Below are 19901 nucleotides of genomic sequence, written 5' to 3'. Positions count from 1 at the left end.
CCATGTTTGCCCGCCTACGCTCCGACATCCAATGCATACTTGACCGTGATCCTGCTGCGCGCAGTACCTGGGAGGTGCTGACCTGCTATCCCGGATTGCATGCCGTGGTGTTGCACAGGCCGGCGCATTGGTTCTGGACGCATGGTTTTCTGTGGCTGGGTCGCTTTACCTCGCATGTGTCGCGCTTTCTCACCGGCATTGAAATCCATCCTGGCGCCAAGATCGGGGACCGCGTCTTCTTTGACCATGCCATGGGTACCGTGGTGGGTGAAACCGCAGAAATCGGCGACGGCTGCACCATCTACCAGGGCGTGACCCTGGGCGGCACCTCGCTGTACAAAGGGGCCAAACGCCATCCCACGCTGGGCAAGGACGTGGTGGTGAGCGCTGGCGCCAAGGTGCTGGGTGGTTTTGAAGTCGGTGACGGTGCCAAGATCGGCAGCAACGCCGTGGTCATCAAACCCGTACCCGCTGGTGCAACCGCCGTGGGCATTCCCGCACGCATCATCCAATCCAAAGCCGGTGAAAGTGCTGATGTGGCACCCACCGACAGCAAGTTCTCGGCCTACGGCATTACCAAGGAAAACGATCCCTTGAGCCAGGCCCTGCATGGTCTGGTCAACAGCGCCGCGTCGCAGGACCACCAGATTGCCTTGCTTTGGCAGGCGATCGAGACGCTGTCCAACCGCAAGGACGTCAGCAGTGACTGTGTTCCGGCGGACGCCGCGCGCAAGGAATGCTTTGAGGCGGAAAAGCTCAACCAGCTGATTGCCGAGTAGGCCGCTGCGCCGATTTGGGCCGGAAGGCCTTGCAGACGGCGTCGTTGGTTTCCAGATACGGCCCACCAATCAGGTCGATGCAGTAGGGCACGGCAGCAAAAATGCCCTGCACCTTGCTGTTGCCCTCGGCATCTCTCAATCCTTCCAGCGTTTCGGCAATGGACTTGGGTTGGCCGGGCAGGTTGATGATCAGGGTCTTGCCACGGATCACCGCCACCTGGCGTGACAGGATGGCCGTAGGCACAAACTCCAGGCTGACACGGCGCATCTGTTCGCCAAAGCCGGGCATTTCCTTGTCGGCAATGGCCAGCGTGGCTTCTGGAGTCACGTCGCGCAGGGCAGGGCCGGTGCCGCCGGAGGTGAGCACCAGTGCGCAGCCGGCGTCCACCAATTCCACCAACGTCTTGCTGATCTCCTGCTGCTCGTCGGGGATCAGGCGTGCTTCGAAGTCGATCGGGTTGAGCAACGCGCGCGACAGCCAGTCCTTCAGCGCGGGTAGGCCTTTGTCTTCGTAAATGCCGCTGGACGCACGGTCGCTGATGGAAACAATGCCGATCTTGACGGTGTCAGGGGGCGCAAGGGTTGGGCTCATGGGATTACTCAGTCGTCGTGGTCAGTTTCGCTGGCGTCTGCGTTGGATGCTTCAGCACCTTGGTCGTGGGCACTGGTCAATTGCTCGCGCACCAGCTGGAAAATTTCGCGGTAGGCGCGGCCGTGTCGCGGTGCCATGCCGGGTTTCTCCGGTTTGGCGTCCTTGCGGGCCTGGCGTACCAGGGCACGCAGTTGCTGGCTGTCGGTGCCCGGGCTCAAGTTGATCCACTGGCCCACGGCATCGTCATCTGCGACCAGTCGGTCGCGCCATTGCTCGGCCTGGTGCAGCAGCAGGGTTTCCTTGGCCGACGGCATGTGCTGTTCTTCCAGGGCGGCGCGGATCTCTTCGATCTTGCTTGCTTCGAGTTTGCGCATGAGCTTGCCGATGAATTGCATCTGGCGGCGCAGGCCTTCGAAGTTGCTAATGCGTTTGGCCTCTGCGACGGCTTCCACCAGCTTTTCCGGCAGGTCCAGGCGGGTCATCAGTTCTGCACGCAGGGTCAGCAAATCTTCGCCGAGTTTCTGTTGCTCGTCGCTTTCGCGTTTGAGGTCGGTACGGCTGGGCTCGTCGGAACCTTTGAGCTCGCGCTTGTACTCCAGATCGAGTGCGCTGCCCTCGGCGACGAATTGGCCTTTGACGTAATAGCCTTTTTTAAGTTTGCGTGACATAGCCAAGTATCATAGCCTTCGCCATGAAGAAACACCCCACCTCGCGCCAAGCCGCGCCCTCCAAGCCCACTTCCACCGCCCTCCGCTCGGCCAAACCTTCGGATTCTGGATTCGCCTACACGCTGCCGTTCTTTGAGTCTCTGGCTGACAAAGCGCTGGCAGAAGCCCGAAAAGCCGGCGCCACCGATGCCGGTGTGGAAGTATCCGAAGGCTGTGGCCTGAGCGTCTCCGTGCGCAATGGCGAACTGGAGAATGTGGAGCGCAACCGCGACAAGTCGCTGGGCGTCACGGTCTATGTGGGACACCGACGCGGCAACGCCAGCACCTCCGACTTTTCCGATGCGGCCATCGCGCAGACCGTGCGTGCGGCCTACGACATCGCCCGTTTTACCGCCGAAGACCCGTTTGCCAGCCTTCCCGATGAGGCAGATATTTCCCCCGTGGCGGACCGCAAGCGTGACCTGGACCTGTTCCACCCCTGGGCTGTTACCAGCGAGCAGGCGGCCCAACTGGCACTGCAATGCGAAGCTGCCGCCTTGTCCGTGGACAAGCGCATCACCAACAGCGAAGGCGCTGCCGTGTCGGCCCAGCAGTCGCAATTCTTCAGCGCCCATACCCACGGCTTTCGCGGCGGCTACGCCACCTCGCGCCATTCGCTGTCGGTTTCACCCATTGCCGGCAAGGGCGACGACATGCAGCGCGATGCCTGGTACAGCTCGCAGCGCCGCGCCGAAGAGTTGGCGTTCCCCGAGGCCGTGGGCCGTTACGCGGCGGAGCGCGCCTTGAGCCGTCTCAAGGCACGCAAGATCGCGACCGTGGAATGCCCGGTGCTGTTCGAGTCCCCTTTGGCAGCGGGTTTGTTGGGTGCCTTTGTGCAAGCGGTGAGTGGCGGTGCCTTGTACCGCAAGAGCACCTTCCTGCTCGACAGCCTGGGCAAGCAGGTGTTTCCCAAGCACATCGACATTTTTGAAGACCCCTTCATCCTGGGCGGCAAGGGCAGCTCGCCCTTCGATGACGAGGGTGTGCGGGTGCAGGCGCGCCAGGTGGTGGAAGCGGGCAAGGTGGGCGGCTATTTCCTCAGCAGCTACTCCGCCCGCAAACTGGGCATGCGCACCACCGGCAATTCCGGCGGCTCCCACAATCTCACCTTCACCTCGCGCCTGACCCAGGCCGGCGACGACCTGGACGCCATGCTGCAGCGCCTGGGCACCGGCCTGTTTGTGACCGAGCTGATGGGGCAGGGCGTGAACTACGTCACCGGCGACTACTCGCGTGGCGCCAGCGGCTTCTGGGTCGAAAAAGGCCGCATCAAGTTCCCCGTCCACGAGATCACCATTGCCGGCAACATGAAAGCCATGTTCAAGGGCGTTGAGGCGATTGGCGCGGATACCTACAACTATGGGGCCAAGACGGTGGGGTCCGTCTTGATCAACAAGATGAAGGTTGCTGGGAGCTGATTGAAACTCAGGCCAGCGCAGCCTTAACAGCCGAAGAAACAACAGCCATCTCCGCCTTCCCAGCAAGTCGCGTCTTCACCATACCCATCACCTTGCCCATATCTCCAGGCCCCTTGGCGCCCAGTTCGGCAACGATGGCTTTGACTTCGACCAGCACCTCGTCGGCGGACATGCGCTGGGGCAGGTAGACCTGCAGTACCTTGATTTCGGCGGATTCCTTGTCGGCCAGGTCCTGGCGACCTGCGCCTTCGTAGGCGGCAACCGAGTCCTTGCGTTGCTTGATCAGTTTGTCCACCAGAGCGACTACGGCGGCATCGTCCAGCACGATGCGTTCATCCACTTCACGCTGCTTGCAGGCGGCCAGCAGCAGGCGGATGGTGCCCAGGCGCTCGCTGTCCTTGGCGCGCATGGCGGTCTTCATGTCTTCGGTGATTTGGTCTTTGAGGGACATTGCGGTTCTCCAGAAGTGAGCGGCTAAAAAAGAGGTCTCAGAATGAAAAATGCCCGCCGGAGCGTCCCCAGGCGAGCATTTTGTGTCCGGCAGATCCTTGTGAACCTGCGGGCGGGAAGCTCAAAACAGCTTCTGCAGCAGAAACTCAGTAGAGTTTCTTGGGCAATTGCATGCTGCGGATGCGCTTGTAGTTGCGCTTGACGGCAGCAGCCTTCTTGCGCTTGCGCTCGGCAGTGGGCTTTTCGTAGAACTCGCGTGCGCGCAAGTCAGTCAGCAGGCCCAGCTTTTCAATGGTGCGCTTGAAGCGACGCAGAGCGACGTCAAACGGCTCGTTTTCTTTTACACGGATCGTTGTCATTACGTAATGGGTTCCAAAAATTGTGCTGATCACGATGCAAGGGGGAAGATCGGGCCCCACTCGCCAGATTCAGCGGTATTTCCCGTCTTAACTAGTATTGGCCGACGGGGAACTGCCAAAGAGCCTGCGATTATAACCTTTGTCTTAGGCTACGTCCAAGCGCTTTCAACCAGGCTGTTGCAAACGGGCTGCCAGGCCCTGCGCGCAGGCGAAGGCGCTGGCCCAGGCCCACTGGAAGTTGTAGCCGCCCAGCCAGCCGGTCACATCCACCACTTCCCCAATGAAATACAGGCCGGGCTGCCGGCTTTCCATGGTTTGGCTGGAGAGTACCTTGGTATCCACGCCGCCCGCGGTGACCTCGGCCTTGCGATAACCCTCGGTGCCCGTGGGTGTGAGCTCCCAGCGGTTGATGCGCTCTGCCAGCAGCAGAAGCGCCTTGTCGGATGCCTCGTTCACCGCGCGGTCCCAGTTCTGGCCCAGGGCCGCACCTTGCGCCACCCAGGTATCGGCCAGCCGGGAAGGGAGCAGGGCGGCGAGTTCGTTCGCAATGCGTTTGCGCGACGTGGCCTTGGCCTGCTGCAGGTAATCGGCCAGGGCGGTGTCGGGCACCAGGTTCAGGCGGATGCTGCTGCCCTCCTTCCAGTAGCTGGAGATCTGCAGCACGCCGGGGCCGCTCAAGCCCCGGTGGGTGAACAGCAGGTCTTCACGGAACTGCATGGAGTCCTTCTTGGCGCCGGTGGCGATTTCCACCGGCAAGGACAAACCGGAGAGCTGCGCGAATGGCGCCCAGGCAGCCTCGTCAAAAGTCAGTGGCACCAGCGCGGGCCGGGTCGCTACCACCGGCAAATCAAACTGTTTGGCAACACGGTAGCCCAGGTCACTGGCACCTATCTTGGGAATGGACAGGCCGCCGGTGGCAATCACCACCGCCTTGCAGCCGACCTCACCCTGGCTGGTATCCAGGGTGTAGGGAAGGTCGGCACCGGCGTGGAAGCGCACCGCCTTGAGGCTGCAGGGCTGCCAGCCTTGTACGCCGCCTTGCGCGCATTCCGCCAGCAGCAGGTTGATGATGTCTTCGGCGGAACGGTCGCAGAACAGCTGGCCCTTGTGCTTTTCGTGGAAGGCAATCTGGTGCTTCTGCAGGAGCGTTATGAAGTCGCGCGGCGTGTAGCGCGACAGGGCCGACTTGGCAAAGCGCGGGTTCTCGCTCAGGAAATTGGCCGCTGTCACATCCAAGTTGGTGAAGTTGCAGCGCCCGCCGCCCGAAATGCGGATTTTTTCCGCCACCTTCTCGCTGTGGTCCAGCACCAGCACTTTCAGGCCCAGTTGCCCGGCCACACCGGCGCAAAACAAGCCGGCAGCCCCGGCACCCACGATCACTACGTCAAACTTCTGCATGGTGGGGAGCTTACCCGCCTGCGCGCTTGGCGCTGAAGCCCTGGGCCTTGAGCAGTTCCACCACACGGTCCGCATGGTCGCCCTGGATTTCCAGCGTGCCATCTTTGACGGTGCCGCCCGAGCCACAGGCGGTGCGCAATTGCTTGCCCAGCGCCGCAAGCTCGGCGGCTGCCAGGGGCAGGCCCTTGATGACCGTTACGCCTTTGCCGGCGCGGCCCTTGGTTTCACGGCTGACACGTACATTGCCGTTGCCCAACGGCGCGGCACTGGCGGTCTTGCAGATGCATTGCGCCACAGGCTTGCCGCAACCGGTGCAGATGCGGCCGCTGTCGGTGGAATAGACCAGCGTGCTGCTGGAGGCGTTTCTTGTCATGGTGGGGCTGATTTGTCAGGCAGGGCTAGGTTTGGGTGTTTAGTATCCGACACCCGGTGGGAGCGGCGCTATATTGTGCGGGTCTTCCTGCGAATGATTGGACCCTTGTGAACAACGATATCGCCAGCTTGCAACGCATTCTTCGCCAGTACCGCACCATCGCGGTGGTGGGGCTTTCTGCGGAATGGCACCGCCCCAGCTTCTTTGCCGCCAAGTACATGCAGGAGCACGGTTACCGCATCGTGCCGGTGAACCCGCGTTACGCAGCAAGCGGCACAGCCATTCTGGGTGAGACCTGCTATGCCACGTTGGCCGATATCCCCTTTGCTGTGGACATGGTGGACGTGTTTCGCAAGACCGAAGACGTGCTGCCCATTGCGCAGCAGGCCATAGACATAGGCGCCAAATGCCTGTGGCAGCAGCTCGGTGTCAACAACCTGGAGGCCGACGCACTGGCGCGGGCGGCGGGGCTGGATTCGGTCACCAACCGCTGCGTCAAGATCGAGCATGCTCGCCTCATGGGCGGTCTGAACTGGGCCGGGGTGAACACCGGCGTCATCTCCGCCAAACGCCCGGGATAAGGGGAACCACATGGCTGATCGCATCTACCAACCTGAAACCCTGACCATCCACGCCGGCCAGATTCCCGACGCCGCTACTGGCGCCCGCGCAGTGCCCATCTACCAGACCACCAGCTTTGTGTTTGACAGCGCCGACCACGCAGCCAGCCTGTTCAATCTGCAGACCTTTGGCAATGTGTATTCGCGACTGAGCAACCCCACGGTGGCGGCACTCGAAGAGCGCGTCGCCGCGCTGGAAGGTGGGCGTGCAGGGCTGGCGTCGGCCAGCGGCATGGCGGCGGAAAGCATGGTGCTGATGACCTTGCTGCAGCAAGGCGACCACGTCGTTGCGGCGGGTGCGCTGTACGGCGGCAGCGTGTCTTTGCTGGCGGTGAACCTGGCCAAGCTGGGCATTACCACCACCTTTGTGGATGCACGCAAGCCCGAGGCCTTTGCCGCCGCCATCCAACCCAATACCCGCGCTGTGTTTGCCGAGAGCCTGGGCAACCCCAGCTTGGCGGTGCTGGACATTGCGGCAATAGCCGATGTGGCCCATGCCCATGGCCTGCCGCTGGTCATCGACAACACGGTGCCGTCGCCCTTCCTGTGCCAACCCATACGCTGGGGCGCTGACATCGTGGTGCACTCGGCTACCAAATACCTGGCTGGCCACGGCACCACGCTGGGTGGCGTGGTGGTGGAGAGCGGCAAGTTCCCCTGGGACAACGGCAAGTTCCCCGGCATGACAGAACCTTCCGCGGGCTACCACGGCGTGAAGTTCTTTGAGACCTTTGGCGACTTCGCCTTCACCATGCGTGCCCGCATGGAGACCTTGCGGGTGTATGGCGCCGCGCTGTCGCCCATGGCGGCGTGGCAAATTCTGCAGGGCACCGAGACCTTGCATGTGCGCATGGAGCGCCATTGCAGCAACGCGCGCAAGGTGGCCGAGTTCCTTCAAGCCCACAAGCAGGTGGCCTGGGTGAGCTATCCCGGTCTGCCCGACCACGCCGACCATGCGCTGGTGCAGAAACAGATGCGCGCCATAGACGGCGTGCCGGGCGCGTCGGGCTTGCTGGCGTTTGGCGTCAAGGGCGGGCTGCAAGCCGGAGTGCGCTTCATCGAGGCGGCACGCTTCATGAGCCATCTGGCCAATATCGGCGACACGCGCACACTCATCATCCATCCCGCAAGCACCACGCACCGGCAGCTGGACGAACAACAGCAGATCGCCGCCGGCGTGCTGCCCGACATGGTGCGCATGTCGGTAGGGTTGGAACACATTGACGACATTCTTTGGGACATAGACCAGGCACTGGAGAAAGCAGCACAACAATGACTTCCATATTCGACCAACACCTCGACAAGAACCCCGCCAATTTCGTGGCGCTCTCGCCCGTGAGCTTTGTGGAGCGCACGGCGGAAATCTTCGGTGACCTCACCGCCGTAATCCATGGCAAGCGTCGCTACACCTGGGCTCAGACCCGTGAGCGTTCGGCGCGGCTGGCCGCGGCCCTCAAGGCGCATGGGGTCAAACGCGGCAGCACGGTGAGTGTGATGCTGCCCAACACGCCTGAGATGGTGGAGGCGCACTACGCCGTGCCGGCCCTCAATGCCGTGCTCAACACGCTCAACACCCGGCTCGACCCCTGGCTGCTGGCCTGGCAGATGAACCACTGCGAAGCCAGTGTGCTGATCACCGACACCGAGTTCTCGCACCTGATGAAGGACGCGTTGCGCATGCTCAAGGAAGAGCATGGGCGCGAGGTGCTGGTGATTGACGTATGCGACAGCGAGTTCACCGGCACGGGCGAGCGCGTGGGTACGCAGGAGTACGAAGCCTTTCTGGCGGCTCACGAACCCTTGGCCGTGCTGCAGGGCCCGCAGGACGAGTGGGACGCCATTGCCGTGAGCTACACCTCTGGCACCACCGGCGACCCCAAGGGCGTGGTCACCCACCACCGCGGCGCCTACCTCAACGCTACCTGCAATGCCGCCACCTGGACCATGCCGCATTTCCCCACTTACCTGTGGACCCTGCCCATGTTTCACTGCAATGGCTGGTGCTTCCCCTGGACCGTGGCCATGCTGGCGGGCACCCATGTGTGCCTGCGCCGCGTGGACGCGGCCCACATCCTGCCGGCCATTGCCGAGCATGGCGTGGACCACTACTGCGCTGCTCCCATCGTGCACAACCTGCTGATTGCCGCACCGCCCGAGATGCGCGCCAACATCCGCCACAAGGTGCGCGGCATGGTGGCCGGTGCTGCGCCACCGGCCTCCATGATCGAAGGCATGGCCCAGATCGGCTTTGACATCACCCATGTGTACGGTCTGACCGAGGTCTACGGTCCAGCATCGGTGGCCGCCAAGCGCACGCAGTGGGCCAGCGAGTCCTTGTCCGAGCAGACCCGCCTGAATGGCCGCCAGGGCGTGCGTTACCCGCTGCAGGAAGGCATGACCGTGATGAACGCCGAGGAGATGACCGAAGTCCCCGCCGACGGCCAGACCATGGGCGAAATCATGTTCCGCGGCAACATCGTCATGAAGGGCTACCTCAAGAACCCCAAGGCCACAGCCGAGGCCTTTGCGGGCGGCTGGTTCCATACCGGTGACCTGGCGGTGCTAGAGGGTGACCGCTACGTCAAGATCAAGGACCGCAGCAAGGACATCATCATCTCCGGTGGCGAGAACATCAGCTCGCTGGAAGTCGAAGATGCGCTGTACCGCCACCCGGCGGTACTGTCGTGCGCGGTGGTCGCCAAGCCCGACCCCAAATGGGGTGAGACGCCGGTGGCCTATGTGGAAGTCAAGGACGGTGTGCAGGTCACGCCGCAGGACCTGATTGACCATTGCAAATCGCTGCTGGCGGGCTACAAGGTGCCGCGCGATATCCGTTTTGAATCCATTCCCAAGACGTCGACCGGCAAGATCCAGAAGTTCGAGTTGCGCAAGCGTGCCGAAAAGGCCATTGCATCGTGAGCGAGCAAGCTGAGCTCCTGCAGGTGGCGCGTGATGCGCGCGGCGTGGTCACGCTCACGCTCAACCGTCCGCAAGCCTTCAATGCATTGAGCGAGGCCATGCTGACTGCACTGCAAAAAGCTACCCAGGACATTGCCGTCGATACGTCGGTACGTGTGGTCGTGCTGGCGGCAGAGGGCAAAGCTTTTTGTGCCGGCCACGACCTCAAGGAAATGCGGGCAGCGCCTTCGCTGGCGTACTACCGCACGCTGTTTGCCCAGTGCAGTGAAGTGATGATGGGCCTGCAGCGCCTGCCGGTGCCGGTGATTGCCCGGGTGCAGGGCATTGCCACGGCAGCGGGGTGCCAACTGGTGGCCATGTGCGATCTGGCGGTGGCTGCCGACACGGCGCGCTTTGCCACCAGCGGCGTGAACTACGGCCTGTTCTGCTCCACGCCCAGCGTGGCCCTGAGCCGCAACGTGAGCCGCAAGGCCGCCTTCGAGATGCTGGTGACGGGCGAGTTCATCAGCGCGCAGGAGGCACAGGCGCAAGGCCTGATCAACCACGCTGTGCCGGCCGAACAGCTGGATGCCACCGTGCAGAAGCTGGTGGACAGCATCCTGAAGAAGCCGCGCGTGGCCATTGAAATGGGCAAGGGTCTTTTCTACCGGCAGCTGGAATCGGGCATGGAAGCGGCCTACCAGGACGCGTTGAACACCATGGCCTGTAACATGATGGACGCCGATGCTCTGGAGGGGGTGCAGGCATTCATCGACAAACGTCCACCGCAGTTTTCCTGAGCCTGAAATGAGCGCGATACGAAGCCTACTGATCTGCACGCTGCTGGCGCTTTCCGGCGCGGCGTTTGCCCAGGCGACGACGCCGTCCACCGAACAGATGATTCAGCAACTCAGGACGCCGCCGCGTCTGCGCAGCCTGCGCAATCTCACGGTGGAAGCGGTACCTGCAGACGCGGGCGGTAGCGCGGTCCAGGCGACTGGCGTCGCACAGGCGCAGGAGCGCCCCTCGCTGTCGCTGAGCATCCAGTTTGACTTTGATTCTTCCCGCATCCGTGCAGAGAGCCTCGCCGCATTGTCCAACCTGGCCTCGGCCCTGTCGTCCGACGCCCTGCTGAACTCGCGCTTTGTCATCGAAGGCCATACCGACGCCAAAGGCAACGCGGAATACAACCGCAAGCTGAGTGACCAGCGTGCTGCAGCCGTGCGGGACCTGCTGGTATCCAAGGGCATTGCGGCAGATCGTCTGGTGGCCGTGGGCAAGGGCTCCAGCGAACCCGCCAATCCGCAGGTGCCGCTGGCGGCAGAAAACCGGCGCGTGAAGATCGTCAACCTGGATTGACCGTGATCGCCTGGCTGCGACGCGCCATCGGCCATTGGGAGAAAAAGGCTGGTGCCTGGCCCGCCGCGCGGGTGATCTGGGGACTGGCCTGCATTTTTTGCGTCTGGATCATGCTCGACGTGTTCGTGCTGCGGTTCACCACGGGCATCTCGCCCGCGACGTTTGATGCCATGGTGCGTGCCCGTGTGCTGGTGGCGGCACCCGACCCGCGTGTGCTCATCATCGACATTGACGAGCCCTCGCTGCAGCGCATGGCTGGCGAGTTCGGGCGCTGGCCCTGGCCGCGGGACACGCTGGCCACGGTGCTGGACTATCTGGAGCGGCAAAAACCTGCCGCCATCGTCTGGGACATCATGTTTTCGGATGCGGACCGCATCAGCCCCGGCGGCGACGCGGCGTTCAATGCGGCAGTGTCCCGCAGCAGCCACGGCCACTTTTCTGTGGTGCGACTGTCCCCGGAAGCGGACGCAAAGAGCGCCATTTCCCGCGCAGTGCTGCCAACGCTCTGGGCCGCAGAGCCCGCGGCAAGCGCCTCGGCACCTAGTGCCACTGTGGCCGTGATTCCACCCGCCTTGCCCGCCATTGCCGCCTCACGCCTGGGCTACAACAACGGCTATGTGGATTCCGATGGCGTGCTGCGCCACAACCGCGCACTGGAAACCCTGCCGGACCACAGCCGTATCCAGTCCCTTGCCCTGGCAACCCTGGCCACGGTGGACCCAGATGCCTACCGACAACGCCTTGCCCAGGCGCCTGTGGCAAACGAGCAGGCCGGTGAGCTGATCGCCTGGCGCAGCAAGCCTTCGGCCTATCCGCGCGTAGGGTTTGCAGACGTATTCCAGGCCGCTGATACCGGCAAAGTCGTGACCGGCTTACCGGACTTCGCCGGCAAGGTGATCGTGATCGGCTCCGCTGCGGCTTCCTTGCACGATGTACACCCTACGTCCCTGGCGGCCGACCATCCGGGCGTGGATGCCCTGGCCACCGTGCTGGACAACGAGCTCCACCGGCGCCACCTGCGCGAGTTGCCGCGCTGGCTGGATGCGCTGATCGCCATGGCCCTGTGCCTGGGCACCGCGCTGTGGGTGCAACACAGAAAGTTGGCCACCTTGGCCATGCCTACCCTGGTGCTGCCGGCCGGACTGCTGTTCGTCAGTTACTTGTCGCTGAATGGTTCGCCGGTGTTCGTGGACCTCAAGCTATCGGCCGCGTTGGCGTTGCTGTTCATGGCACTGCTGCGCTACTGGAACGGGCTGCGGCGCAACTATTGGTGTTCGCCGCTGCCTGGCAGAGCCCTGGGTCTGTGGCCGTTGCAACGCAACAGCCCCTGGCTGGAAGGTCCGTTGGACCACCTGATTGATCTGCTGGAAAAGCATGCGCCGGATTGCCGCCTGATCGTCCCGGACCTGTCGGTGCATGTGTTGCAGAAGTTGCGCTGGCCGGAGTTGGGCCAGCATGCGGCCATCGTTGGGCCGCAGCATAGTTTGCAGGTATTGCAGCGCGCTCTCCAGCGGGATAGGCGTTTTTCCCGTTACGCCAGTGCGGCCATCCAGCCCTTGCCGGATGGGCTGGGGCGCGCAGCGCTGGCGCAGGCGGCCCAGCGAATCTGGTCTAAGCTCGAACCCGTAAAAAAGGAAGGAACCCCGTCATGACCTTGTTACGAAACCGCCTTGCCTTGGCTTGTTTCAGCTTCGCTCTGGGGGGCTCCGCCGCAGCGGGTGCGGCCGAGCAGGGGGTGCTGGGCCTGACCCGTGCCACGGAATTGCGCGCAGACAAGTTGGCCGATGCTGCCGTGGTGCAAAACCTGTCAGTCGCCGCCACCGTGCGCCTGCTCAGCGCCGAGGGCGGCTGGGCCTGGGTCTCGGTGGTGGAGCCGGGCAACAAGGCGGTAGCCAGCGGCTGGATTCGTGCCAGCGCGCTCAACTGGAAGACACAGGCTTCGGCCGTGAGCACGGTGGCCAGTGGCCGCGAAGTGGCAGGCAACAGCGCCATGACTCTGGGCGTGCGCATGCTGCCACCGCGCAGCAACCGCCATGCGCTCATCATCGGCATCAGCCGCTACGCCGACCCTGGCATCCCCGAGCTGCCCGGCGTCAAGTTCGACCGCCAGTCGGCCACCCAGATGGCGCAGAGCATGCAGGTTCCGGCGGAGAACATCCGCTACTTGCAGGACGATCAGGCCACCGGCGACGGCATCCGCAAGGCGCTGCAGGAACTCAACGACCGGGTGCAAGAAGGCGACCGTGTGTTCATTCACTACTCGGGCCATGGCACCCGCTATCTGGACCCGGCTGCCGGCGGTTGCGTGGAGGCGCTGCTGGCCTATGACGGCGGCACGCGCGGCCAGATTTCCAACCACGAGATGGCCAGCCTGCTCTCGGGTATCACCAACAAGACCGACAAGCTGTTCGTGATGTACGACGCCTGCCACTCTGGCGGCGTGGCCCAGGCCCAGTCCACCTTGCGCACGCGCGGCATCAGCGTGCCTGGCGACGAAGGCAATCTGCGTGGCAAGTTCGTCAGTACCAATGAGGAGTGCGGCCGACCTGTGAATGTGAAGACGCGCAACCTCATCGTCGAGGCCACCGCCAAGGGCATGCTGCCGCAGGACATCATCCACCTGAGCGCCTCGCGCGACAACGAGATCAGCTTCGACGACGAAGCCAAGGGCGGCCTGGCAACCCAGTACATGCGCGACTGCATGCTGCGCGATGCCAAGGACCTGGACAACTCGGGTTCCATCAGCATCGATGAAATACGCCAATGCGCCCAGGAAAAGATCAACCAGCGCATGGCCACCAGTACGGTCTTCAAGCCACACAACCTGGTACTCAACGGCAACACCGAGTTCGTTCCAGCCTGGTTCAGCCAGCCTGCGCTTGCGCCGGTGCTGGCCGCGCCTTCCCAGGCAACCGCACCGGCAGCCACGACTGCGGCCCAGCCGGCGCCAGTCGTAGTTGCAGCGCCGCCCTTGACCGGCGAGCAGGCACTGAAGCTCATGTATGCCCAGCGCGACGCCAAGCACGCGGTGCAAGCCAGCGTCGGCCAGAGCCGCCTGAAGATCGGCAAGGATGCCTTGGACCTGTCGGTGCAATCGGACAAGTCGGGCTATGTCTATCTGGCACTGGCAGGCTCGGACAACCAGTCGGTCTACCTGCTGTTTCCCAACGACCTGGATCAGAACAACCGCATCGAGGCAGGGCAGACGTTGCAGTTGCCGCGCCCGAACTGGCGCGTGAAGGCGGGCGGCCCTGAAGGCATGGACAATCTGCTGGTGGTGGTGGCGGATGCGCCGCGTGACATCAGCGCGCTGGCGGCTTCCAAGGCCGGGCCGTTCATGGTGTCGCTCAATGACGCCAAAGGCCGCGCCCAGTTGGGTGCCTTGCTTACCAGCGCCAAGGCCAATGCCGCCTGTGATGGGGCTATCCGGCGCAGCAATAGCGCGTTGTGTTCCGACGCCTACGGGGCAGCCCTTCTGGCCATCGAAGAAAAACAATAAGGTACACGGACGCCCCAATGCGCGGCGGAGCACTGGCAAACGCTAGTTGGTGCCCATGACGCGGTTGAGCGCCGCGGTGTAGACGTGGTAATTCTTGTTGGACGGGTTGAGCTGGCGCACCCGGTCCAGCAGCTCGCGCACTTCTCCGGCGATCTGGTGGTTGCGGCCTTCCTTGCTGAGCAAGGCAATGAGCAGGCCGCACAGGTTGATCAGGATGACTTCGTTGTTCGGCAATTTCTCTGCCGCCGTGCGCAGCCGGTTGACCCCCGCCAGCAGGTCGCCCTGTTTGGCCAGCGTCACACCTTCGTTGTTGATGCCCACCACCTCGCCACGTGATTCGGCGATCAGTGCCTGACCTTCTGCGACTAGGCCATGTTCTTCGAAGATGGCGGCAATGCTGTTGGACAGCTCCTGGTTCTCGTGGTTGTTGCGCACCACGTCCTTGAGCAGGCTGCAGGCCTTGTCTTTCTTGCCCAGCCTGAACAGGGAGTCGGCCACTTCCAGTGCCACATCGGCGCCCACTTTGCCTGCGGCCTTGTCGATCAGTTTCTCCGTTTCCAGCAGGGCGGCCTGGGCCCGGTCTGCCTGCCCCATGTCCTGGTAGATCACGCTTTCCGCCGCGGCGGTCTGCAGTGCCGCTTCGGTGTTGTAGCGGAATTCCTTCTTGCTCTGGGCCAGCGTCTTGAGTGCGTCCTGCGGTGCGCCCTGCTCAGAAAGCACCCGGGCCAGACGCGTGTAGGCCGAGGCAGACTTGTGTGGAGAGAACTCGCTGATACGGATGGTCTTCTCGAAGGCGCTGCGGGCCACATCCAGAGCGCCGTTCTTGAGTGCCGTGTCACCCAGCAGCTTTTGCCGCGTGGGCGAGTTGGGGGAGAGCCGTGCCGCATCCTGCAACACCGTTTGCGCGGTCTGGTGGTCGCCTTGCATGATGCAGGTCTTGGCCAGCCAGTCTGACGCTTCCATGAACACTTCGTTTTGCTCCAGCACGCTCTGGAACATCTCCCTGGCCTGGGCGTATTTCTTGTCGTGAAAGTACACCTTGCCCAGTCCGGTCTGGGCCCAGGGCACTTCACGCGTGACCAGCACCGACTCAAACAGGGCGGTGGCCGCCGCGTAGTCGCCCATGGCCAATAGCAGTTCGCTCTTGATGCGCAGGATTTCGTGTGGGTTGATGGCGTTGGACTTGAGCTGCTGGTCGCATTGCGCCAAGGCGTCGGCGTAGTTCAATGCCTTGACCGAGGCTTCGATGGGTGCCAGGGACTGTTTGCGCGCCAGCAGCTTTTCCAGACGGTTTTCCAGCATGGCCTGGCTGATGGGCTTGAGCAGGTAATCGTCGGGACGAATTTCGGCGGCGCCCATCACCATCTCGGGGGTTTTTTCCGCAGTCACCATGACCCACACGGTGGAGACGCCCACATGGTTCTTGAGTTTGGCCTCTTCCAGGATGTGCTGGCCGTTGGCGCCTTCGCCCAGGTTGTAGTCACAGATGACGATATCAAAGCGGTTGGCCGCCAGCAGTTGCAGTGCGTCGCGGCCGTTGCTGGCGGTGTCAATCGCCGTGACGCCCATGGAGGAGAGGAACTCGCGCAGCATGGTACGCATGCCCTGGAAGTCATCGATGATCAGTATGCTGGCTTGTCGAAGTGCGAGGGACATGGTGCAAGTATCTTCGCAGGCGCTTCTATGGCAGAGTCAGCACGAAACATCCGCCGCCCAACGTGCCCCCGTTTTCAATGCGCAGTTGTCCGCGCGCACCTGCGTTCTTGTGCAGATGGGCGACTTGCCGGGAGAAATGCAGACCCAATCCGGTGCTGCCGGTTGAGAAGTTGACCCCTTGGTCACTGCCCGCGTCGCCGCTGTGCAGCATGCTGTCGGGGTAGCCCGTGCCGTTGTCTTCCACCCGCAATTCCAGATGTTGCGGATGCTGGCGTGCGGTGATGCGGATGGCGTCGCGGGTGTGCTGGTAGGCGTTGTTCAGCGCATTGAGCAGCACGCCCTTGACCAGTTCCTTGTCCAGATACCAGAAGCACTCGGGTGCGCAGTCCGCCGACACGGCAATGCCTTTGCTGTGCATCATGAACTGGTTGTGCAGCACGGCCTCTTCGATGACATCGGATACGCGGTGCTGGGTGATGTCAAGCGGATAGCTGGCGTCGCCCAGTTTGTACAGACTGAGCAATTCCATCAGCCCCAGGCTCATGTGGTTGGTCTGGTAGATGACCTGTCCGAGCTTGTCGAAGGTGGCCGTGTCTCCCCGATCCTGGCAGTCGCGGGCAATCTGTTCCAGGGCGCTGACCTGAAGATTGAGGGCGTTCTTCATGTCGTGGATGGAAGATGCCATCAGGTCGGCAAAACGGAATTCGTCGGTCACCATGTTGTGGGTTGGTGCAGCGGGCGATGTCGCACATCGCTGCGGGCATTCTTTTTGTGCGAATGACATCCAGGTTTTATCAATGACTGATACTAAACCGGCAATGGCGTGCTGACCAGCGCCAGCGCCCGCTTGGCGCCATTTGCCGATCAAATGGCGCGTCGGCGTGGTGCCAATTGCACAGTAACATTCCCCACCCCGCAAATATTTGGCTGTGGGGACCATTTTTGAGACGACTTCCCATAACAACGAGAGCAGAGACTATGAACCCCGGTAGGCCTTTCACCCCTGGCGTCCTTCCCCTGAACCGTCGCACCTTGCTGGGAGCCGCCGCTGCAGGCGCCCTGGGTGCCGCCGGCCTGCCCGCCCGGGCTTCCGGCAAGGTTCTGCTGCGCATCTCCACCCCCGCCGTGCCCGATGACTGGCACGCCAAGATGTGGACTGTGTTCAAGGACACCCTGGAAAAAAGCGCGCCGGGTGAATTCGATGTGCAGATCAACCTGAACGCGTCCTTGTTCAAGCAGGGTGCCGAGCCTGCGGCCCTGGCGCGCGGCAACCTGGAGCTGACCACCGTATCGGCGCAGGACATTGCCAAGCTGGTGCCGGAGTTTTCCATCTTCACTGCCGGCTACATCGTGCGCGACCCGGCGCAGCAGCAGAAGATCTTCAACGGCCCCATTGGCGCCGAGATGTTCAAGCTGGTGGCCGACAAGATGGACATCACCCCCTTGTCCACCTGTTACTACGGCACGCGCCAGCTCAATCTGCGCGAAGTGCGCAATGTGCGCACGCCAGCCGACCTCAAGGGCATCAAGCTGCGCATGCCGGGCTCCAAGGAATGGCTGTTCCTGGGCGAGGCACTGGGCGCCACGCCCACGCCGCTGGCTTTTGGCGAGGTCTATCTGGGCCTCAAGAGCGGCACCATCGACGGCCAGGACAATCCCTTGCCCACGGTCAAGGCGGCCAAGTTCTATGAGGTGACCAAGCAGCTGGTGCTGACCAGCCATCTGGTGGATGCCCTGTTCATTTCCATCTCCAACAAGGCGCTGGCAGCGCTCGCGCCCGCGCAGCGACAGAAGGTGCAGGCAGCGGCCCAGGCTGCCGCGGTCTACAACAACGACAACCGGCTGAAGGAAGAGGCGGAACTGGTGGCCTTCTTCAAGAAGGAGGGGCTGCAGGTCACCACGCCCGATCTCGACGCATTCCACAAGACCGTGCAATCGGCCTACCAGAACTCGGATTACGCCAAGATCTGGCCCAAGGGCCTGCTTGAGCGCATCAACGCCACCAAGTGAAAGCGCTGCGCATGCTGCAGGCCGCAGCCAGGGTTCTGGGCGGCGGTCTGTTTCTGATGTTGTTTGTGGTCTTCATTGCCCAGGTGGTCGCGCGCTTTGCCTTCAACAAGCCGCTGCCCTGGACCGATGAGGCTGCGGTGGTGCTGTATGTGTGGGTCATTCTGTGGTCCGCCGCCACCGTGGTGCCCGAGCGCGAGCATGTGGTGTTTGACCTGGTCTGGAACATGGCGGGGCGCCGCACGCGCCTGGTCATGCGCATCCTGGGCAACCTGATGGTGGGTGGGCTGGCGGCAGCTGCCGTGCCTGCCACCTGGGACTATGTGCACTTCATGCGGCGCGAGAGCACACCGGTACTGGGCATCAGCTTCATGTGGGTGTTCATGCCCTTTGTGATCCTGATGGTGGCGCTGGTGCTGCGCAGCGCCTGGGCCATCGTGTCCGCGCTGCGCGGCCAGGGGCTGCACACGGAGTTGCACCTGTCATGAACCACGCATTGACTGCACTCGGCCTGGTGCTGGTGGGGGGCATGCTGCTGCGCATGCCGATTGGCTTTTCCATGCTGGCATCCGGCGTGGCCTATCTGCTGGTCAAGGGACAGGACCTGGGCCTGGTGGCCGAGCAGGTGGGCAACGGCCTCTACAACAGCTATGTGCTGTTGGCGGTGCCGCTATTCGTGTTTGCCGCCAACATCATGAATGCGGGCACGGTGAGCGAGCGCATCTTTGACTTCTGCCGCATTCTGGTGGGGCGTATGCGTGGCGGGTTGGCCCAGGTGGATATCCTCGTCAGCGTCATCTTCTCCGGTATGAGTGGCAGTGCCATTGCCGATGCGGCCGGCCCGGGGCTGGTCACCATCCGCCAGATGCTCAAGAAGCCGGAGTATTCACCGGGCTTCGCGGGTGCTGTGGTGGTGGCCAGTGCGACCTTGGGCCCCATCATTCCGCCCAGCATTCCGATGGTGATCTACGCGCTGGTGTCAGGTGCCTCGGTGGGCGCGCTGTTCCTGGGCGGCGTGGTGCCCGGTGCCCTGATGGCCATCCTGATGATGCTGGTGGTGCACTGGATCGCCACCAAGCGCAACATGCCGCGTGAAGACAAGATTCCGCTGCGCGAGTGGCCCGCCATTCTGTACCGCGGTGCCTTGCCGCTGTCCATGCCGGTGGTGCTGCTGGGCGGCATCTATTCCGGGGCCTTCACGCCCACCGAAGCGGCGGCCGTGGCAGCCCTGCACGCCTTGATCCTGGCCGGTGTGATCTACCGCGCCCTGAGCTGGCGAACCTTCTGGGGAGTGGTGATGGAGTCCACCCGCGGCAGCGCCGTCATCACGCTGATCTTGGCCGGCTCCTTCATGCTGAACTACGCCTTTACGTCTGAAGGCGTGCCCCAAGCCATGGCGACCTGGGTGGATGGCATGCACCTGTCCCAGCTGGGCTTCTTGCTGCTGGTCAACCTCATGTTCCTGGTGCTGGGGTGTTTTCTGGACGTGTCGGTTCTGCTGCTAGTGTTTGTGCCTATGCTGCTGCCAGCAGCCAAGTTGCTGGGGGTGGATCTGGTGCACTTTGGCGTGCTGGTGGTGCTCAACATGATGATTGGCCTGATCCATCCGCCATTTGGCATGCTTTTGTTCGTCACCAAAGCGCTTACCGGCATCCCGATTGGCGAGATGATGAAGGAAGGCTGGCCGTTCCTGGTCATGCTGCTGCTGTTGTTGCTGGCCATGACGGTATTTCCGCAGATCGTGCTGTGGCTGCCGCAGACCATGGGCTACGCCACGCACTGATGA

20 protein-coding genes are annotated in these 19901 nt (G+C 62.8%); 12 read left to right on the top strand and 8 right to left on the bottom strand.

All coding sequences use genetic code 11. The features are described 5' to 3' along the window. Positions 1–2: 2 nt before the first annotated feature. Positions 3–779: a serine O-acetyltransferase gene (gene cysE, locus AAGF34_RS25440; protein WP_342618502.1), complete on the top strand. Its 777-nt coding sequence runs from the start codon at positions 3–5 to the stop codon at positions 777–779. On the opposite strand, the gene mog is transcribed toward cysE, so the two are convergent. Then, positions 757–1371: a molybdopterin adenylyltransferase gene (gene mog, locus AAGF34_RS25435; RefSeq protein ID WP_342618501.1), complete on the bottom strand. Its 615-nt coding sequence runs from the start codon at positions 1369–1371 to the stop codon at positions 757–759. The two genes, cysE and mog, sit on opposite strands and share 23 nt — an antisense overlap. An 8-nt stretch (positions 1372–1379) precedes the next feature. Continuing rightward, positions 1380–2039: a ribosome biogenesis factor YjgA gene (gene yjgA / locus AAGF34_RS25430; protein WP_342618500.1), complete on the bottom strand. Its 660-nt coding sequence runs from the start codon at positions 2037–2039 to the stop codon at positions 1380–1382. A 23-nt stretch (positions 2040–2062) separates the two neighbouring features. On the opposite strand from yjgA, the gene pmbA reads away from it, so the two are divergent. Beyond that, positions 2063–3496, top strand: coding sequence for a metalloprotease PmbA (pmbA, locus tag AAGF34_RS25425; RefSeq protein WP_342618499.1), 1434 nt, complete (start codon positions 2063–2065; stop codon positions 3494–3496). Positions 3497–3503: 7 nt separating this feature from the next. Here pmbA and AAGF34_RS25420 read toward each other — a convergent pair whose 3' ends face one another. The 4 genes from AAGF34_RS25420 to AAGF34_RS25405 all read right to left on the bottom strand — a co-directional run bounded on the left by AAGF34_RS25420 (position 3504) and on the right by AAGF34_RS25405 (position 6076). Further along, positions 3504–3947, bottom strand: a complete 444-nt coding sequence (locus tag AAGF34_RS25420; RefSeq protein WP_342618498.1) for a GatB/YqeY domain-containing protein — start codon at positions 3945–3947, stop codon at positions 3504–3506. Between the two features lie 145 nt (positions 3948–4092). Next, positions 4093–4305 (bottom strand): 30S ribosomal protein S21, encoded by a 213-nt coding sequence (gene rpsU / locus AAGF34_RS25415; RefSeq protein WP_006296472.1) that lies wholly within the window; start codon positions 4303–4305, stop codon positions 4093–4095. 165 nt (positions 4306–4470) lie between these two features. Next, complete coding sequence (locus AAGF34_RS25410) at positions 4471–5703, bottom strand: NAD(P)/FAD-dependent oxidoreductase (RefSeq protein WP_342618497.1); 1233 nt, start codon at positions 5701–5703, stop codon at positions 4471–4473. Between the two features lie 10 nt (positions 5704–5713). Beyond that, positions 5714–6076: a translation initiation factor Sui1 gene (locus AAGF34_RS25405; protein ID WP_342618496.1), complete on the bottom strand. Its 363-nt coding sequence runs from the start codon at positions 6074–6076 to the stop codon at positions 5714–5716. A 107-nt stretch (positions 6077–6183) separates the two neighbouring features. Here AAGF34_RS25405 and AAGF34_RS25400 point away from each other — a divergent pair, with 107 nt between their 5' ends. Genes AAGF34_RS25400 through AAGF34_RS25370 form a run of 7 tightly spaced genes read left to right on the top strand, consistent with a single transcriptional unit; the run spans position 6184 to position 14452 of the window. Then, on the top strand, positions 6184–6657 hold the full coding sequence (locus AAGF34_RS25400) for a CoA-binding protein (RefSeq protein ID WP_342618495.1): 474 nt from the start codon (positions 6184–6186) through the stop codon (positions 6655–6657). A gap of 10 nt (positions 6658–6667) precedes the next feature. Further along, positions 6668–7972, top strand: a complete 1305-nt coding sequence (locus tag AAGF34_RS25395) for an O-acetylhomoserine aminocarboxypropyltransferase/cysteine synthase family protein (protein ID WP_342618494.1) — start codon at positions 6668–6670, stop codon at positions 7970–7972. After that, positions 7969–9615 (top strand): acyl-CoA synthetase, encoded by a 1647-nt coding sequence (locus AAGF34_RS25390; protein WP_342618493.1) that lies wholly within the window; start codon positions 7969–7971, stop codon positions 9613–9615. The genes AAGF34_RS25395 and AAGF34_RS25390 overlap by 4 nt, the downstream gene beginning before the upstream one ends. Further along, complete coding sequence (locus AAGF34_RS25385) at positions 9612–10394, top strand: enoyl-CoA hydratase (RefSeq protein WP_342618492.1); 783 nt, start codon at positions 9612–9614, stop codon at positions 10392–10394. Before AAGF34_RS25390 ends, AAGF34_RS25385 begins: the two co-directional genes overlap by 4 nt. Positions 10395–10401: 7 nt before the next feature. Continuing rightward, complete coding sequence (locus tag AAGF34_RS25380; protein ID WP_342618491.1) at positions 10402–10953, top strand: OmpA family protein; 552 nt, start codon at positions 10402–10404, stop codon at positions 10951–10953. Positions 10954–10955: 2 nt separating this feature from the next. Further along, a complete protein-coding gene (locus AAGF34_RS25375; protein WP_342618490.1) occupies positions 10956–12605 on the top strand; it encodes a CHASE2 domain-containing protein in 1650 nt (549 codons plus the stop codon). Further along, the gene (locus AAGF34_RS25370; RefSeq protein ID WP_342618489.1) at positions 12602–14452 is read left to right on the top strand and encodes a caspase family protein; all 1851 of its coding nucleotides are present in this window, start codon (positions 12602–12604) and stop codon (positions 14450–14452) included. Before AAGF34_RS25375 ends, AAGF34_RS25370 begins: the two co-directional genes overlap by 4 nt. 42 nt (positions 14453–14494) lie before the next feature. Here AAGF34_RS25370 and AAGF34_RS25365 read toward each other — a convergent pair whose 3' ends face one another. Further along, positions 14495–16108 (bottom strand): response regulator, encoded by a 1614-nt coding sequence (locus AAGF34_RS25365; protein ID WP_342618488.1) that lies wholly within the window; start codon positions 16106–16108, stop codon positions 14495–14497. Between the two features lie 25 nt (positions 16109–16133). Further along, complete coding sequence (locus tag AAGF34_RS25360; protein WP_342618487.1) at positions 16134–16826, bottom strand: HAMP domain-containing sensor histidine kinase; 693 nt, start codon at positions 16824–16826, stop codon at positions 16134–16136. A 260-nt stretch (positions 16827–17086) separates the two neighbouring features. Between AAGF34_RS25360 and AAGF34_RS25355 the strand changes: the two genes are divergently transcribed. From AAGF34_RS25355 to AAGF34_RS25345, 3 genes are read left to right on the top strand one after another with little or no spacing between them, the layout of a single operon-like run. Then, positions 17087–18118: a sialic acid TRAP transporter substrate-binding protein SiaP gene (locus tag AAGF34_RS25355; RefSeq protein ID WP_342618486.1), complete on the top strand. Its 1032-nt coding sequence runs from the start codon at positions 17087–17089 to the stop codon at positions 18116–18118. Continuing rightward, the gene (locus AAGF34_RS25350; RefSeq protein WP_342618485.1) at positions 18115–18603 is read left to right on the top strand and encodes a TRAP transporter small permease; all 489 of its coding nucleotides are present in this window, start codon (positions 18115–18117) and stop codon (positions 18601–18603) included. Before AAGF34_RS25355 ends, AAGF34_RS25350 begins: the two co-directional genes overlap by 4 nt. Beyond that, a complete protein-coding gene (locus tag AAGF34_RS25345; RefSeq protein WP_342618484.1) occupies positions 18600–19898 on the top strand; it encodes a TRAP transporter large permease in 1299 nt (432 codons plus the stop codon). The genes AAGF34_RS25350 and AAGF34_RS25345 overlap by 4 nt, the downstream gene beginning before the upstream one ends. The last annotated feature ends 3 nt before the right edge of the window (positions 19899–19901 follow it).

Origin of the sequence: Rhodoferax sp. GW822-FHT02A01, assembly GCF_038784515.1 — a bacterium.
In the GTDB taxonomy this organism is placed as follows: domain Bacteria; phylum Pseudomonadota; class Gammaproteobacteria; order Burkholderiales; family Burkholderiaceae_C; genus Allorhodoferax.
This window is presented reverse-complemented; position numbering and strand designations above follow the sequence as displayed.